Source organism: Cupriavidus sp. FW306-01-F10A (assembly GCF_058782785.1).
Map to the genome: position 1 here is coordinate 296,685 of NZ_JBYSYA010000005.1, position 15,857 is coordinate 312,541.

At 66.6% G+C, this 15,857-nt stretch carries 14 protein-coding genes and 1 pseudogene; 3 read left to right on the top strand and 12 right to left on the bottom strand.

Annotation, left to right across the window (positions count from 1 at the left end; translation table 11 throughout):
* Positions 1–106: 106 nt before the first annotated feature.
* Both zapD and AC3WLF_RS10430 read left to right on the top strand, forming a co-directional pair.
* Positions 107–865 carry a cell division protein ZapD gene (gene zapD / locus AC3WLF_RS10425; RefSeq protein WP_010814754.1) on the top strand — a complete coding sequence of 253 codons (759 nt, stop codon included), beginning with the start codon at positions 107–109 and terminating at the stop codon, positions 863–865.
* Positions 866–882: 17 nt separating this feature from the next.
* Positions 883–1,071 carry a DNA gyrase inhibitor YacG gene (locus AC3WLF_RS10430; RefSeq protein WP_013958063.1) on the top strand — a complete coding sequence of 63 codons (189 nt, stop codon included), beginning with the start codon at positions 883–885 and terminating at the stop codon, positions 1,069–1,071.
* A gap of 30 nt (positions 1,072–1,101) precedes the next feature.
* Here AC3WLF_RS10430 and AC3WLF_RS10435 read toward each other — a convergent pair.
* From AC3WLF_RS10435 to secA, 5 genes and pseudogenes are all read right to left on the bottom strand, one after another.
* Positions 1,102–1,311 (bottom strand): annotated as a pseudogene (locus tag AC3WLF_RS10435) (OPT family oligopeptide transporter); the annotation flags it as partial.
* A 122-nt stretch (positions 1,312–1,433) separates the two neighbouring features.
* Entirely contained in the window at positions 1,434–1,880 is a 447-nt protein-coding gene (locus AC3WLF_RS10440) for an NUDIX domain-containing protein (protein WP_492320373.1), read from the bottom strand.
* Positions 1,877–2,782 carry an ATP-binding protein gene (locus AC3WLF_RS10445; protein WP_492320374.1) on the bottom strand — a complete coding sequence of 302 codons (906 nt, stop codon included), beginning with the start codon at positions 2,780–2,782 and terminating at the stop codon, positions 1,877–1,879. The genes AC3WLF_RS10440 and AC3WLF_RS10445 overlap by 4 nt, the downstream gene beginning before the upstream one ends.
* A gap of 42 nt (positions 2,783–2,824) precedes the next feature.
* Positions 2,825–4,051, bottom strand: a complete 1,227-nt coding sequence (gene argJ, locus AC3WLF_RS10450; protein ID WP_492320375.1) for a bifunctional glutamate N-acetyltransferase/amino-acid acetyltransferase ArgJ — start codon at positions 4,049–4,051, stop codon at positions 2,825–2,827.
* A 163-nt stretch (positions 4,052–4,214) separates the two neighbouring features.
* Complete coding sequence (gene secA / locus AC3WLF_RS10455) at positions 4,215–6,992, bottom strand: preprotein translocase subunit SecA (protein WP_492358175.1); 2,778 nt, start codon at positions 6,990–6,992, stop codon at positions 4,215–4,217.
* A 295-nt stretch (positions 6,993–7,287) separates the two neighbouring features.
* Here secA and AC3WLF_RS10460 point away from each other — a divergent pair, with 295 nt between their 5' ends.
* Positions 7,288–7,791 (top strand): hypothetical protein, encoded by a 504-nt coding sequence (locus tag AC3WLF_RS10460; RefSeq protein ID WP_010814761.1) that lies wholly within the window; start codon positions 7,288–7,290, stop codon positions 7,789–7,791.
* Positions 7,792–7,854: 63 nt separating this feature from the next.
* On the opposite strand, the gene lpxC is transcribed toward AC3WLF_RS10460, so the two are convergent.
* The 7 genes from lpxC to murC form a co-directional block, all read right to left on the bottom strand.
* Positions 7,855–8,772: a UDP-3-O-acyl-N-acetylglucosamine deacetylase gene (gene lpxC / locus AC3WLF_RS10465; RefSeq protein WP_340529039.1), complete on the bottom strand. Its 918-nt coding sequence runs from the start codon at positions 8,770–8,772 to the stop codon at positions 7,855–7,857.
* Positions 8,773–8,925: 153 nt separating this feature from the next.
* The gene (locus AC3WLF_RS10470; protein ID WP_492321574.1) at positions 8,926–9,432 is read right to left on the bottom strand and encodes a peroxiredoxin; all 507 of its coding nucleotides are present in this window, start codon (positions 9,430–9,432) and stop codon (positions 8,926–8,928) included.
* A 450-nt stretch (positions 9,433–9,882) separates the two neighbouring features.
* Positions 9,883–11,076 (bottom strand): cell division protein FtsZ, encoded by a 1,194-nt coding sequence (gene ftsZ, locus AC3WLF_RS10475; RefSeq protein ID WP_316151592.1) that lies wholly within the window; start codon positions 11,074–11,076, stop codon positions 9,883–9,885.
* Between the two features lie 178 nt (positions 11,077–11,254).
* Entirely contained in the window at positions 11,255–12,487 is a 1,233-nt protein-coding gene (ftsA, locus tag AC3WLF_RS10480) for a cell division protein FtsA (protein ID WP_010814765.1), read from the bottom strand.
* Complete coding sequence (locus AC3WLF_RS10485; protein ID WP_492321575.1) at positions 12,484–13,407, bottom strand: cell division protein FtsQ/DivIB; 924 nt, start codon at positions 13,405–13,407, stop codon at positions 12,484–12,486. Before AC3WLF_RS10485 ends, ftsA begins: the two co-directional genes overlap by 4 nt.
* 27 nt (positions 13,408–13,434) lie before the next feature.
* The gene (locus AC3WLF_RS10490) at positions 13,435–14,418 is read right to left on the bottom strand and encodes a D-alanine--D-alanine ligase (RefSeq protein ID WP_492321576.1); all 984 of its coding nucleotides are present in this window, start codon (positions 14,416–14,418) and stop codon (positions 13,435–13,437) included.
* A complete protein-coding gene (gene murC, locus AC3WLF_RS10495; protein WP_492358176.1) occupies positions 14,415–15,848 on the bottom strand; it encodes a UDP-N-acetylmuramate--L-alanine ligase in 1,434 nt (477 codons plus the stop codon). The genes AC3WLF_RS10490 and murC overlap by 4 nt, the downstream gene beginning before the upstream one ends.
* Between the last annotated feature and the right edge of the window lie 9 nt (positions 15,849–15,857).

Sequence of the window (15,857 nt, forward strand, 5' to 3'; positions counted from 1 at the left end):
ACTGCCGGCAACCGCCCGCCATATATCGCCCCTTCCGGCATTTCCCGGGCCTCATTCTGCACCGGGCCGATCCTGAAGCGCCCGACGCCCTGCACGGACATTGCACTTGATTCTGTACGAATACCCTTTCAACGAACGCATCAGGACACTCCTGCGCCTGGAGGACCTGTTCGATCGGCTGGAGTACTTTCTCGGCCAGGATCATGCCCACCAGCACCATGTCGCGCTGACCACGCTGTTCGAGATCATCGACGTGGCCGGCCGCGCCGACCTCAAGACCGACCTGATCAAGGAACTGGAACGCCAGCGCCAGGCACTGGCGCCGCTGCGCGCCAGCCCGCAGATCGACCAGGAGGCGCTGGACGCCGTCATCGGCGAGATCGAGCAAGGCATCGCCATGCTCAACCAGACCGTGGGCAAGGCCGGCCAGCTGCTGGCCGACAATGAGTGGCTGACCAGCATCCGCAGCCGCGCGATCATTCCCGGCGGCACCTGCGAGTTCGACCTGCCGGCCTACTATGCCTGGCAGCACCGCCCTGCCGAAGACCGCCGCGCCGATATCCTGAAGTGGGTACGTCCGCTGCTGTCGCTGCGCATGGGCACCACCATCGTGCTGCGCCTGCTGCGCGAAGCCGGCCAGAGCGGCAAGGTGATCGCCACCGGCGGCAGCTACCAGCAGATGCTGTCCGGGCGCAGCTACCAGCTGATGCAGGTCTACCTGGATGACTCGCTGCTGGCCTTCATCCCCGAGATGAGCGCCAACAAGTACATGCTGTGGGTGCGCTTCACGCAGCAGGACGGCGACCTGCGCCCACGCTCGGTCGATGCGGATATCCCGTTCCTGCTGAAACTCTGCAATTTCTGAAGCCTGCGCTGAACGCTATGCCTGCTGTCGTCAAATGCCCCACCTGCGGCACCGAGGTGGCCTGGGTGCCCGACAACAAATTCCGCCCCTTCTGTTCCGAGCGCTGCAAGCAGATCGATCTCGGCGCCTGGGCGTCCGAGAAATACGTGATCGGCGGCAAGCCGGGCGAGACCTCCGCCGACCAGCCTGAAGACGAGGACGACTGAAGCGCCCGCGCCTTCAGCGTCCCCCGTGGTTCAGTGCGCCGCCGCCAGCACGCGGCGGTAGAAGCCTACGCACACCAGCGCGAACACCGCCAGGCCCAGCCACTGCGCGGTCGCTTCAAACCCGGCCCCGACCAGCGCCAGCGGCGCATCCTTGCCCGACAGGCCGATCAGCGCGGCCAGCATCACCCCGACCAGGCTTTCCCCCACGATCAGGCCCGAGGCCAGCAGCGTGCCGCGTCGCTCGGCATGTTCCAGCGCCAGCGAGAAGCGCGTCGACAGCCGCACCACCGAGGCCCCGGCCGACAGCCAGAAGTTGGCGCCCTCGTCCAGCAGGCGCAGCCCACCGGCGGCAAAGGGCAAGGTCAGCTGTCGCGCGCTTCCTCGGCAAGCCATTCCACCACCGGGATGGTGGCGGGCAGCAGCGGCCCGACTGTCACGGGCGTCTGCTGCCAGGAGAAGGCCTGGCCTTCGCGGCCGATGGGATCGCCCCGCCAGGCCGTGACCTTGCAAAAGTACAGCCGCACATAGGCGTGCGGGTAGTCATGTTCAAGGATGTGCCAGCGCTCGCATTGCGTTACATCAAGGCCCAGCTCTTCATGGAGTTCTCTGGCCAGTGCTGCCTCCACCGACTCACCGGGCTCCAGCTTGCCGCCGGGGAATTCCCAATAGCCCTCGTAGGGCTTGCCCGCAGGGCGTTGCGCCAACAGGAAGCGGCCGTCGGGCTGCACTATCACGCCCACGGCGACCTCGGTGACTTTGCGCGGAGAATTGCCGGCCGTGTCTGCGGGGCTTTGCATGGATGCGCTCATGCCTTGGCGTCGCCGTCCACGTCGGCGATATAAGGCTTGCCATGCTTGCCGCCCCAGTCGCGCGCAAACTGCCACGCCACGCGGCCCGAGCGCGAGCCGCGCTCCAGCGCCCACACCAGCGCATCGCCGCGCGCCGCGGCGATGTCCTCGTCGGTGCAGCCGAAGTGCCTGAGCCAGTGGCCGACGATGGCCAGGTATTCGTCCTGCTTGGGCGGGTAGAACGACAGCCACAGCCCGAAGCGCTCGGACAGCGAAATCTTCTCTTCCACCACTTCGCCGGGATGGATCTCGCCATCGTCGGTGTGACGGTAGGTCTCGTTGTCCTTCATGTACTCCGGCAGCAGGTGCCGGCGGTTGGAGGTGGCGTAGATCAGCACGTTGTCCGACTGCGCCGCCACCGAGCCGTCCAGCGCCGACTTGAGCGACTTGTAGCCCGACTCGCCTTCTTCGAACGACAAGTCGTCGCAGAAGATCACGAAGCGCTCGGGGCGCTGCGCAACCAGCTCGACGATATCGCCGAGGTCGCCCAGGTCATCCTTGTCCACCTCGACCAGCCGCAGCCCGTCCCTGACGAAGGCATTGAGGCAGGCCTTGATCAGCGACGACTTGCCGGTGCCGCGCGCGCCGGTCAGCAGCACGTTGTTGGCCGGCAGCTTGCTCACGAACTGGCGCGTGTTGGCGACGATGGCGTCCTTCTGGCGCTCGATGTTCTTCAGGTCGTCCAGGTGGATCGGCGGCAGCTGGCGCACCGGCTGCAGGTAGCCGATATTGCCGAACAGGCTCTGCCGCTTGCGCCAGCGGAACGCCACGGCCTCCTGCCAGTCGGCGTCGCTCAGTTGCGGCGGCAGCCATTGTTCGAGTCGGGCGAGGAAGTTGTCGAGGCGGGCGGCGAGGTCAGACATGGCAGGGGCGTGTGGCAGTAGGGGTCAGCGTGTTGCTGGCAGTTATGAGCGGTAATCCGCGTTGATCGACACGTAGTCGTGCGACAGGTCGCAGGTCCAGACCGTCGCTTCGGCCTTGCCGCGGCCGAGCGCGATGCGCACGGTGATCTCGGCCTGCTTCATCACGCGCTGGCCGTCTTCCTCGCGGTAGTCGGGGTTGCGGCCGCCGTCGCGGGCCACCCAGACATCGTCCAGCCACAGGTTGACGCGGCCGACGTCGAGGTCAGTCACGCCGGCGTAGCCGACCGCGGCCAGGATGCGGCCCAGGTTGGGGTCCGACGCATAGAACGCGGTCTTGACCAGCGGCGAGTGCGCCACCGCATAGGCGATCTGGCGGCACTCGGCGACGTCCTTGCCGCCTTCGACGCGGATGGTCATCAGCTTGGTGGCGCCTTCGCCGTCGCGCACGATCATCTGCGCCAGTTCCTGCGCCAGCGCGGTCACCGCGTCGCGCAGCGCCTCGAAGGCAGGGCCTTCGGCGCGCTCGACCACGGCGCCGGACTTGCCCGTGGCGATCAGCACGAACGAGTCGTTGGTCGAGGTATCGCCGTCGATGGTGATGCTGTTGAACGAATGGTCGGCGGCGTAGGAGACCAGCGCCTGCAGCACCGGCTGGGCCACGGCGGCGTCCATGGCGATAAAGCCGAGCATGGTCGCCATGTTCGGGCGGATCATGCCGGCGCCCTTGCTGATGCCCGACAGCGTCACGGTCTTGCCGTCGATCTGCACCGTGCGCGACGCGGCCTTGGGCTGCGTGTCGGTGGTCATGATGGCTTCGGCGGCGGCCAGCCAGTTGTCCGGCTTCGCGTTGGCGATGGCGGCGGGCAGGCCGGCCACCAGGCGGTCGACCGGCAGCGGTTCCAGGATCACGCCGGTCGAGAACGGCAGCACCTGCTCGGCGGCGATGCCCAGTTGCGCTGCCAGCGCGTCGCAGCTGGCGCGGGCATTGGCCAGGCCCGGTTCGCCGGTGCCGGCGTTGGCATTGCCGGTGTTGACCACCAGCGCGCGGATGCCCTTGCCAGCGGCCAGGTGCTCGCGGCAGACCTGCACCGGCGCGGCGCAGAAGCGGTTGCTGGTGAAGACGCCGGCCACGGTGCTGCCATCGGCCACGCGCACCACCAGCACGTCCTTGCGGTTGGCCTTGCGGATGCCCGCCTCGGCCCAGCCCAGCTCCACGCCGGCGACGGATTTCAGGTTCTCTGCCTGGGGCAGCGGAAGATTGACGGGCATGTGGACTCCTCTTTCCTGCTTGCGTTATCTGCTTGCGGCTTCTGCTCGCAACTTGCTTGTCATCAGACGAACATGCCCGCTAAGGGCGGGCATGTCGTTTCCTTTCGCGTCACTCCCCACACAGCGGGAACGACGTCATGCCGGGTACCCGGCCGGGCTCAGTTCAGCTGAGCCTGCCGTGGCACTGCTTGAACTTCTTGCCCGAGCCGCACGGGCACGGGTCATTGCGGCCGACCTTGGGCATGCCCGCCAGCGCCAGCTCGGCGGCGGCCATGGCCGCACCGGTGCGCGGCGACGGCGCTTCCTCGACCGGCTCGCGCCCTTCGGCGAACTCGTCGTGCTTGTACTGGATGTTCTCCAGGTGCGACAGGCCTTCCTCGATCTCTTCCGAAGCCTGCTCCAGCTCTTCCGGCGACTGGATCTGCACGTTGAAGGTCACGCGCGTGACTTCGTTCTTGATCAGGTCCAGCAGGCGCGCGAACAGCTCGAACGACTCGCGCTTGTATTCCTGCTTGGGATCCTTCTGCGCATAGCCGCGCAGGTGGATGCCCTGGCGCAGGTGGTCCAGCGCGGCCAGGTGCTCGCGCCAGTGCGTATCGATGCTCTGCAGCATGACCGAGCGCTCGAAGCCGGCGAACGACTCGCGGCCGACCATCGCGACCTTGCCGTCGTAGCGCTCCGCGGCCGCCTTCATGATCAGGTTGAGCAGCTCTTCGTCCTCGATGCTCTGCGCGCCCTCGATGGTCTGCGCCAGCGGCACTTCCAGGCCCCAGTCCTCGCGCAGGCGCGTTTCCAGGCCGGCGATGTTCCACTGCTCTTCCATGGTGTCGGCCGGCACGTGGTCGCGGAACAGCTCAACCAGCACGCTCTCGCGCAGGTTGGTCACCATGTCGCCGACATCCTGGGCTTCCAGCACGTCGTTGCGCAGCTTGTAGATTTCCTTGCGCTGGTCGTTGGCGACGTCGTCGTACTGCAGCAGCTGCTTGCGGATGTCGAAGTTGCGGCCTTCGACCTTGCGCTGCGCCGATTCGATCGAGCGCGTGACGATGCCGGCTTCGATCGGCTCGCCCTCGGGCATCTTCAGGCGCTCCATGATGGCGCGCACGCGGTCGCCGGCGAAGATGCGCAGCAGCTGGTCGTCCAGCGACAGGTAGAAGCGCGACGAACCCGGGTCGCCCTGGCGGCCGGCACGGCCGCGCAGCTGGTTGTCGATACGGCGCGACTCATGGCGCTCGGTGCCGACGATATGCAGGCCGCCGGCTGCCTTGACCTGCTCGTGCAGCGAATGCCACTCATCCTCGAGCTGCTTGATGCGCGCGGCCTTCTCGGCGTCGGACAGGTTCGGGTCCGCCTCGATAAAGCCGGATTGCTTCTCCACATTGCCGCCCAGCACGATGTCGGTACCGCGGCCGGCCATGTTGGTGGCAATGGTGATCATCTTGGGGCGGCCGGCCTGGGCCACGATCTCGGCTTCGCGCACGTGCTGCTTGGCATTGAGCACCTGGTGCGGCAGTTGCTCGCGATCGAGCAGTCCCGACAGGTATTCCGAGGTCTCGATCGAGGTGGTGCCCACCAGCACCGGCTGGCCACGCTCGTAGCAGTCGCGGATATCGCGCACCACGGCGTCGTAGCGCTCCTTGCCGGTCTTGTAGATCTGGTCCTGCTGGTCCTTGCGCTGGGCCGGGCGGTTGGTCGGGATCACCACCACTTCCAGGCCGTAGATCTCCTGGAACTCATACGCTTCGGTGTCAGCCGTGCCGGTCATGCCGGCCAGCTTGTTGTACATGCGGAAGTAGTTCTGGAAGGTGATCGTCGCCAGCGTCTGGTTCTCTTGCTGGACGGTGACGCCTTCCTTGGCCTCCACGGCCTGGTGCAGGCCGTCGGACCAGCGGCGGCCGGTCATCAGGCGGCCGGTGAACTCGTCGACGATCACGACTTCGTCGTTCTGCACCACATAGTGCTGGTCGCGATGGAACAGGCTGTGCGCGCGCAGGGCGGCGTACAGGTGGTGCATCAGCGTGATGTTCTGCGGCGCGTAGAGCGACTCGCCCTCGCCGATCAGGCCTTGCTGCGACAGGATCTCTTCGGCCTTCTCGTGGCCGGCTTCGGTCAGGTAGACCTGGTGGCCCTTCTCGTCGACGTAGTAGTCGCCCGGCTTCTCGACGCCGGTGCCGTCGGCCTTCTCTTCACCGATCTGGCGCTCGAGCAGCTTGGGGATGCCGTTCATGCGCTGGTACAGGTCGGTCTGGTTCTCGGCCTGGCCGGAGATGATCAGCGGGGTGCGGGCCTCGTCGATCAGGATCGAGTCCACTTCATCGACGATGGCGTAGTTGAGCGGGCGTTGCACGCGCTGCGACGGGTCGTAGACCATGTTGTCGCGCAGGTAGTCGAAGCCGAACTCGTTATTGGTGCCGTAGGTGATGTCCGAGTTGTACGCCGCCTGCTTGGCATCGTGCGGCATCTGCGACAGGTTCACGCCCACCGACAGGCCCAGGAAGTTGTACAGCCGGCCCATCCACTCGGCATCGCGCTGCGCCAGGTAGTCGTTGACGGTGACCACGTGCACGCCCTGGCCGGTGATGGCATTCAGGTACACGGCCAGCGTCGCGGTCAGCGTCTTGCCTTCGCCGGTGCGCATTTCGGCGATCTTGTTGTCGTTCAGCACCATGCCGCCGATCAGCTGCACGTCGAAGTGGCGCATCTTCATGACACGCTTGCTGGCCTCGCGGCAGACGGCGAAGGCCTCGGGCAGCAGCGCCTCGAGCGATTCGCCGCCGGCGTGGCGCTGCCGGAAGGTCTCCGTCATGCCGCGCAGTTCGTCGTCCGAGAGCTGCTCGAACTTCGGCTCCAGCGCATTGATCTGCGCCACCGTGCGGCGATATTGTTTGATCAGCCGCTCATTGCGGCTGCCGAAGACTTTCTTGAGAAGGCCGGTGATCATCGATTGCTTTCACCTGCGCGGAACCGGGTGGCACCCCAGGGATGCGGGCTGCTCCGGCGGCCGGGCGAGGAATGGATAGATTGGCGCAAAACGCCGAGTTTATCATGTGCCGGGGTCACGGCCGGAACGCGCCTGGCCCCATCCCGCAAGGGCGGGCAAGCCTGCCGAATGTTGACCACGCGTGTCGTGCTCATGATTGCCCGCGCGCCCCGTCAGCGACAGTTTGGGGCGGCCGCCGCAGCTTCAATCCGCAGTCGGGCAAGGCGGCCCCCGCGCCCCTTGCTAGAATGCATGCATGCGCCGCTTCACCCATCACGCCCTGCAGACCCCCGCCGCCAAGCCGCTCAACGACTGGCTGGCCAAGGCCGGCCCGGTTTCGACGCTGATGCAGACCGCGCGCCAGCTGTCGGTGCTTGAGGCCGAGGTGCTGGCACTGCTGCCCGCCGGCATGCGCGACGGCCTGGCCGTGGCCGGCGTCAAGCGTGACGCCACCGACCCGAACGCCCAGGTGCTGCTGTTGCTGGCCGCGCACGGCGCCGCCGCTGCCCGCGTGCGCCAGGTGGTGCCGACGCTGCTGGCACGGCTGCAGCAGCGCGGCTCGCACATCACCGCGATCCGGGTGCGGGTGCAGCCGGAGGTGTCGCGCCACGCGGACTGGGAAGTGGAGCCCGTGCAACGCCAGCGCACCGGCGGCCGCATGACGCCCACAGGACTCGCCAACCTCGACCAGCTGGCGCGCAGCCTGCCGGATTCGCCGCTGCGCGACGCGCTCAATACGCTGCTCGCCCATCACCGCTAGCCCGGTGCCGAACACAAAAAAGCCGACCCTCGGGTCGGCTTTTTTGGCGCCAGTTCGCCAGGATCAGGCAAACGCCGGCTGCGCCTGCGGCAGGAACGCGGCCGGGGCTTCCTCGACGCGGTCGAAGGTGACCAGCTCGTACGCTTCCTGGTCGGCCAGCAGCGCGCGCAGCAGCTGGTTGTTCAGGCCGTGGCCCGACTTGTTCGCCACATAGGCGCCGATCAGCGGATGGCCCACCACATACAGGTCGCCGATCGCATCCAGGATCTTGTGGCGCACGAACTCGTCGCCGTAGCGCAGCTCTTCATTGTTGAGCATGCGGTGCTCGTCCAGCACGATCGCGTTGTCCAGGCTGCCGCCGCGCGCCAGGCCCATCTCGCGCAGGGCTTCCACCTCGTGCGCAAAGCCGAAGGTGCGGGCGCGGGCAATCTCGCGCACGTAGCTGGTGTCGGCAAAGTCGATCGAGAAGGTCTGACCGGTCTTGTCGACCGCCGGGTGGCGGAAGTCGATGGTGAACGACAGCTTGAAGCCGAAGAACGGCTCCAGCCGCGCCAGCTTGTCGCCCTCGCGCACTTCCACCGCTTTCTTGACGCGGATAAAGGTCTTCAGCGCGTTCTGCTCTTCAATGCCGGCCGACTGCAGCAGGAACACGAAGGACGCGGCGCTGCCGTCCATGATCGGGATTTCCTCGGCGTCGACATCGACATAGAGGTTGTCAATGCCCAGGCCCGCACAGGCCGACATCAGGTGCTCGACGGTCGAAACGCGCGCGCCATCCTTCTGCAGCACCGATGCCAGGCGCGTGTCGCCGATGGCCGACGCGGCCACGGGAATCTCGACGGCCTCGGGCAGGTCGACGCGGGTAAAGACGATGCCGGTGTCCGCCGGCGCGGGACGCAGGGTCAACGTGACCTTGCGTCCCGAGTGCAGGCCGATGCCAACGGTCTTTACCAGGGATTTGATGGTGCGCTGCTTGAGCATGACAGCCTCAACTATTATAAAAATCTATCGAGCGGCTTTTCTGATTAAGGGATTTTACCACCACCTCAGGGGCGCTGCAGCCGGGTTTTGTTTCCGGCTGTTAACACCGCCTTAACAAGTTGCGTATTAGCCACGTCTACCCGGATGACTGTGTCAGCCACGCAACGCCGCCAGCACTGCCTCGGCGCTGCTGACGCGGAATTCGCCCGGTGCCTCGACGTCGAGCCGGGTGACGACGCCGTCGTCGATCACCATCGCGTAGCGCTTGGAGCGCACGCCCATGCCGCGCGCGCCCAGGTCCTGGTCCAGGCCCAACGCGCGGGTCCACTCGGCGCTGCCGTCGGCCATCATGCGCACCGTGCCGCCAGTCTGCTGCTCACGGCCCCAGGCGCCCATCACGAAGGCGTCGTTGACCGACACGCACCAGACCTCGTCGATGCCGGCCTCGCGCAGCGCCGCGGCGTGCTGCACAAAGCCCGGCACATGCTTGGCCGAGCAGGTCGGCGTGAAAGCGCCGGGCAGGCCGAACACCACGATCTTGCGGCCGCGGACCAGGTCCGCCACCTTGAAGGCATTGGGGCCGAGCGCACAGCCGTTGCCTTCGGTTTCGAAGAATTCCTGCAGCGTGGCGTCGGGGACGCGGGAACCGACAGTGATCATGGGTCGTGGTCCTCCTGGGTTTTCTGAAGAATAGTCCGGATGCCGGGGCGCAGACGCCCGCACTCAGGCAGACGGGCAATCTCAAGATCATAGGCGCCTTGCCCGCATTGCCAAAGCCGGGTCACATCCGGTGACATCCGGCGCGGATCCGATACACCTTGCTACAAAGACGTCCGCGCGGCGCACCTCTTGGGTGCGCCGCGCGGACGCTGATACATCCCGACCGGGAAGGCGGGAAACCAGTCCGGGGAGGCGGCCAGCGGCACGCCCGTCCCGGCAACGGGATGCGGGTGAAGCCCAGTCCGGCGCAGGCGCGGCGCCGCCAGCAGCCCGGCGGTTCACGTCAATCCATGCAAGGCACGCGCGGATGGGGAGCGCACGTGCATCGCGACAAGGCGACGCGTTCCGTCAGGCGGCCGGTGGAGGCACCGATGCCGCGCCAGGCAGGGCTCAGTCTGCCTGCTTGCGCAGGAAGGCCGGGATGTCGTACGTATCCACACCCTTTTCCTGCAGCGCCGCCACGTGGGCCGACGCCGACTCACGCGAGCTGCGCCACACTGCCGGCGTATCCAGGTTGCTGTAGTCCGGCGAGCTGTGCGTGGCCGCGGCGGCGGTCATGTTGGCCATCATCTGCACCGGCATGTTGTCCGTGCCGGTCTTGAGCAGGGTCATCGGCTGTTGCTTCTTGGCCGAGCGGCCCAGGCCCGTGGCCACCACCGTCACGCGCAGCGCATCGCTCATCGAGTCGTCGTACACCGTACCGAAGATCACGGTCGCATCTTCCGCGGCGTAGCTGCGGATGGTGTTCATGACTTCCTTGGTTTCCGACAGCTTCAGCGAACGGCTGGCGGTGATGTTGACCAGCACGCCGCGCGCGCCGGACAGGTCAACGCCTTCCAGCAGCGGGCTGGCAACGGCCTGCTCGGCCGCCAGGCGGGCGCGGTCCACGCCCGACACGGTGGCCGTCCCCATCATGGCCTTGCCCTGCTCGCCCATCACCGTCTTCACGTCTTCGAAGTCGACGTTCACCAGGCCGTCAACGTTGATGATCTCGGCAATGCCGGCCACCGCGTTGTGCAGCACGTCGTCGGCGCACTGGAAGCACTTGTCCATCTCGGCGTCGTCGCCCATCACTTCGAACAGCTTCTCGTTGAGCACCACGATCAGCGAGTCGACGCTCGATTCCAGCTCGCTGGAACCGTGTTCGGCCACCTTGGCGCGGCGCGCGCCTTCGAAGTCGAACGGCTTGCTGACCACGCCCACGGTCAGGATGCCCATCTCCTTGGCCACTTGCGCGACGATCGGCGCGGCGCCCGTGCCGGTGCCGCCGCCCATGCCGGCAGTGATGAAGACCATGTGCGCGCCGCGCAGCGCGTCGGCAATCTGCTCGCGGGCCTGATCGGCGCAACCGCGACCGACTTCCGGCTTGGCACCGGCGCCCAGGCCCGTATTGCCGAGTTGAAGCACGCGCGAAGCGGTGGAACGCTTGAGCGCCTGGGCGTCGGTATTCATGCAGATGAATTCGACGCCTTGGACGCCGCGGCTGATCATGTGCTGCACGGCATTGCCGCCCGCGCCGCCCACGCCGACCACCTTGATGATGGTGCCGTCCATCACTTCCGTTTCGATCATGTCAAAGTCCATCACTGCCTCCGAGAAGAATCAGTCCCCAGACGATGCAGCCTCCCCGCCGCAACCCCTGGTTTCTGAACAAGAAACCAATAAAAAGAAAACCAGAAAACTTCCATGGCACGCAGGCCTGTCCGGTAGACCGCCCTGCCCGTGCGCCGTTGCATCGTCAGCGCGTCAATTTCCGCATTGATCAGAAATTGCCGACAAACCATTCCTTCATGCGGGTCCACACCTGCTTGACCGAGCCGCTCTGCACGGCCACCTTGCGCCCGCGCATGCGTTGCACGCGGCCTTCCAGCAGCAGGCCCATCACAGTCGCGTAGCGCGGGCTCTTCACCACCTCGTGCAGGTTGCCGCGATACTCCGGTACGCCCACGCGCACAGGCTTGAGGAAGATGTCCTCGCCCAGCTCGACCATGCCCGGCATCATCGCGGTACCACCGGTGATGACCACGCCGGACGACAACAGTTCTTCATAGCCCGACTCGCGCACCACCTGGTGCACCAGCGAGTACAGCTCTTCGATACGCGGCTCGATCACCGCGGCCAGTGCCTGGCGGCTGAGCGTGCGCGTGCCGCGGTCGCCCACGCCGGGCACCTCGATCATGTCGTCCGGGTCGGCGATCGCCTGCTTGGCGATGCCGTACTGGATCTTGATGTCCTCGGCATCGGGCGTCGGCGTGCGCAACGCCATGGCGATGTCGTTGGTGATCTGGTCGCCGGCGATGGGGATCACGGCCGTATGGCGGATCGCGCCTTCGCTGAAGATGGCGATGTCGGTGGTGCCGCCGCCAATGTCGACCAGCACCACGCCCAGTTCCTTCTCGTCCTCGGTCAGCACCGCCAGGCTGGAGGCCAGCGGCTGCAGGATCAGGTCGTGCACTTCCAGGCCGCAGCGGCGCACGCACTTGACGATGTTCTGCGCGGCGCTGACCGCGCCGGTGACGATATGCACCTTCACTTCCAGGCGGATGCCGCTCATGCCGATGGGCTCGCGCACGTCCTCCTGGCCGTCGATGATGAATTCCTGCGTCAGGATGTGCAGGATCTGCTGGTCGGTCGGGATATTGACCGCCTTGGCGGTCTCGATCACGCGCGCCACATCGGTCTGCGTGACCTCCTTGTCCTTGATCGCCACCATGCCGCTGGAGTTGAAGCTGCGGATGTGGCTGCCGGCAATGCCGGTGAAGACCTCCGAAATCTTGCAGTCGGCCATCAGCTCGGCCTCTTCCAGCGCCTTCTGGATCGACTGCACGGTGGCCTCGATATTGACCACGACCCCTTTCTTCAGACCCTTGGACTCTGACTGGCCCATCCCGATCACCTCGTAGCTGCCGTCGGGGCGCAGTTCTGCGACCACCGCCGCCACCTTCGAGGTGCCGATATCCAGACCGACCAACAGGTCCTTGTATTCCTTGCTCATCGGGTTTTCTCCGCGTTCTTGCTCTTCAGTCGCGTCGGATTGTTGTTGGAAGTACCTGAAACCGCTGCTGCCGCCGGCGCCGGCTTGGCCGCCTTCGCTGCTTTCGCCGCCTTCTCCGCCTTCTCCGCCCTGACCGCCGCTGCGATCTGCGCCTCGGTCAGGAAGCGGGCATTGGCAGCGCGGATGGCAAAGCCGTTGGGATAGCGCAAGTCGGCATACTCGATCTGGCTGCCCCATTGCTGGGTGACCTGCGGCCAGGCCGCGACGAAGCGCCGGACCCGCTGGTCCATCGCCACGCGATCCTCATCGTTCTGCTCGCGGCCCAGTTCGACCTCCATGCCGTTGGACAGCTTCGCGCGCCAGGCATAGCGGCCAGACAGGGCCACCGCCAGCGGCTCGGCCTTGAGCGGCTTGAACCACTGGCGCATGACCTCGAGCTTCTCGATCACATCGCCCTCGCTGTCCGGCGGCCCGTCCAGCGCCAGCAGCTGTGCGTCTTCTTCCGCCTCGGCGGTGTTGGCAACAAAAACCTCGCCATAGGTATTGATCAGGCGCCCGCTGTCGGGCGTACCCCAGGTGCCCAGCGCCTCGTGTTCCTCGACCTCGACCGCCAGGCCGTTGGGCCACTCGCGCCGCACGCTGGCGCGCCGCACCCAGGGCACCGACTCGAACGCCTGCCGGGCCGCGTTCAGGTCCAGCGTGAAGAAATTGCCGGTCAGCTTGCCCAGCGCGCTGGCACGCACGCTGGGCGCGTTCACGTGGCGCAGGGCGCCGCCGTCCAGCGGGCCGATCTCCACATGGGTGATGGCGAACACCGGCCGCTGCGCCAGCCACAGCAGGCCTGCCGCGAGCGCCATCAGCACCACCAGCGCGTACAGCGCGGAGGCGATCAGGTTGAGCAGGCGTGCGTTATGCCACATGGTCCGGTACGGTCCTGTTCGGTTGCGTTATTCGGGTTTCCAATGCTCGTTGGGATGCAGGTCCAGCGTGGCCGCGGCCACCACCTGCATCACGAAGTCCTCGTAGCTGATGCCAACCGCGCGCGCCGCCATCGGCACCAGCGAATGGCCGGTCATGCCGGGCGAGGTATTCATCTCGAGCAGGAAAGGCTTGCCGTCGGCGCGCAGCATCAGGTCGGCGCGCGCCCAGCCGCGGCAGCCCAGCACGCGGTAGGACTGCACCGCCAGTGCCCGGACCTCGCGTTCGACTTCTGGGTCCAGGCCCGACGGGCACAAGTATTGGGTATCGTCAGTAAAGTACTTATTTTGATAGTCGTAGTTGGCTTCGGGCGCGACGATGCGGATCACCGGCAGCGCTTCGGCGCTGTCGCCCTCGCCCACGATCGGGCAGGTCAGCTCGGCGCCGTCGATAAAGGTCTCGGCAATGACGTCGTTGTCCAGCGCCGCGGCCTTGTCGAAGGCCGCGCGCATCTGGTCGGCGGCAGTGACCTTGGTCAGGCCGATCGACGAACCCTCGCGCGCCGGCTTGACGATCAGCGGCAGGCCCAGGTCGGCCGCCACGGCATCAAAATCAGTGTCCGCATGCAGCATGGCAAAGCGCGGCGTGGCCAGGTCATAGGTCATCCACAAGCGCTTGGTGGCCTGCTTGTCCATGGCCATGGCTGATGCCAGCACGCCGCTGCCGGTGTACGGCACGCCCAGCTGCTCGAGCAGGCCCTGGATCGTGCCATCCTCGCCATAGCGGCCATGCAGCGCGATAAAGACGCGGTCAAAGCCGGCAGCGGCCAGCTCGGCCACGCTCTGCAGGCCCGGGTCGAAGCCGTGCGCGTCCACGCCGCGCGACTGCAGCGCGGCCAGCACGCCGTTGCCCGACATCAGCGAGATCTCGCGTTCGGCCGAGCGTCCACCCAGCAGCACGCCGACCTTGCCCAGCGACTTGGGATCGATATTGGGATGGGCGACGAAGCTCATGCCTGGCCTCCCTGCGTTGATTGCGTCGATTGCTGGTGCGACACCAGCTGCCCCGGCACGGCCCCGATCGAGCCCGCGCCCATCGTCACGACCACATCGCCCGGCCGGACGGCATCCAGGATGGCCTGCGGCATTTCTTCCATCTGCTCCACGAAAACAGGTTCGACCTTGCCGGCCACGCGCAGCGCGCGGGTCAGCGCACGGCCGTCGGCGGCCACGATCGGGGCTTCGCCGGCGGCGTAGACCTCGGCCAGCAGCAGGGCATCGACGGTGCCCAGCACTTTGACGAAGTCCTCAAAGCAATCCCGCGTACGGGTAAAGCGGTGCGGCTGGAACGCCAGCACCAGGCGGCGCCCCGGGAACGCGCCGCGCGCGGCGGCCAGCGTGGCCGCCATCTCCACCGGGTGGTGGCCGTAGTCGTCCACCAGGGTGAAGGTGCCGGCGCCATCGGGCGTGGCCACCTCGCCGTAGCGCTGGAAGCGGCGGCCCACACCGTGGAACTCGCGCAGTGCCTTGACGATGGCGGTATCGGGCACCTCCAGCTCGGTGGCGATGGCGATCGCCGCCAGCGCGTTCTGCACGTTGTGCAGGCCGGGCAGGTTCAGCACGATCTCCAGCGGCGGCTCGGCATGGCCGTCGAGCTGGCGCAGCACGGTGAAGTGCATCTGGCCGTCGACCGCGCGCGCGTCCACGGCGCGGATCTGGGCATCCTCGGCAAAGCCGTAGCGCACCACCGGCTTGGACACGAACGGCAGGATCTCGCGCACGTTGGGGTCATCCACGCACAGCACCGCGATGCCGTAGAACGGCAGCCGCTGGGTGAATTCGATGAACGCCTGCTTAAGCCGGGCAAAGTCATGCCCGTAGGTGTCCATGTGATCGGCATCGATATTGGTAATGACCTCGATCACCGGGAACAGGTTCAGGAACGATGCGTCCGACTCGTCGGCCTCGGCCACGATGAAGTCGCCGGTGCCCAGGCGCGCGTTGGCGCCGGCCGAATTCAGGCGGCCGCCGATGACGAAGGTCGGGTCCAGCCCGCCTTCGGCCAGCACCGAGGCCACCAGGCTGGTGGTGGTGGTCTTGCCGTGCGTGCCGGCAATGGCCACGCCCTGCTTCAGGCGCATCAGTTCGGCCAGCATCACCGCGCGCGGCACCACCGGGATGCGCTTGCTGCGGGCGGCCAGCACTTCGGGGTTGTCGCCGCTGACGGCGGTCGACACCACCACCGCGTTGGCGCCGGTCACGTTGGCCGCGTCATGCCCGTGCATGACCGTGGCGCCCAGCGAAGCCAGGCGCCGCGTGGCGGCATTGTTGCCCACGTCCGAGCCCGAGACCTTGTATCCCAGGTTCAGCAGAACCTCGGCGATGCCGCTCATGCCGGCGCCGCCGATGCCCACGAAGTGGATGTTCTTGACGATATGCTTCATTCGATTGCT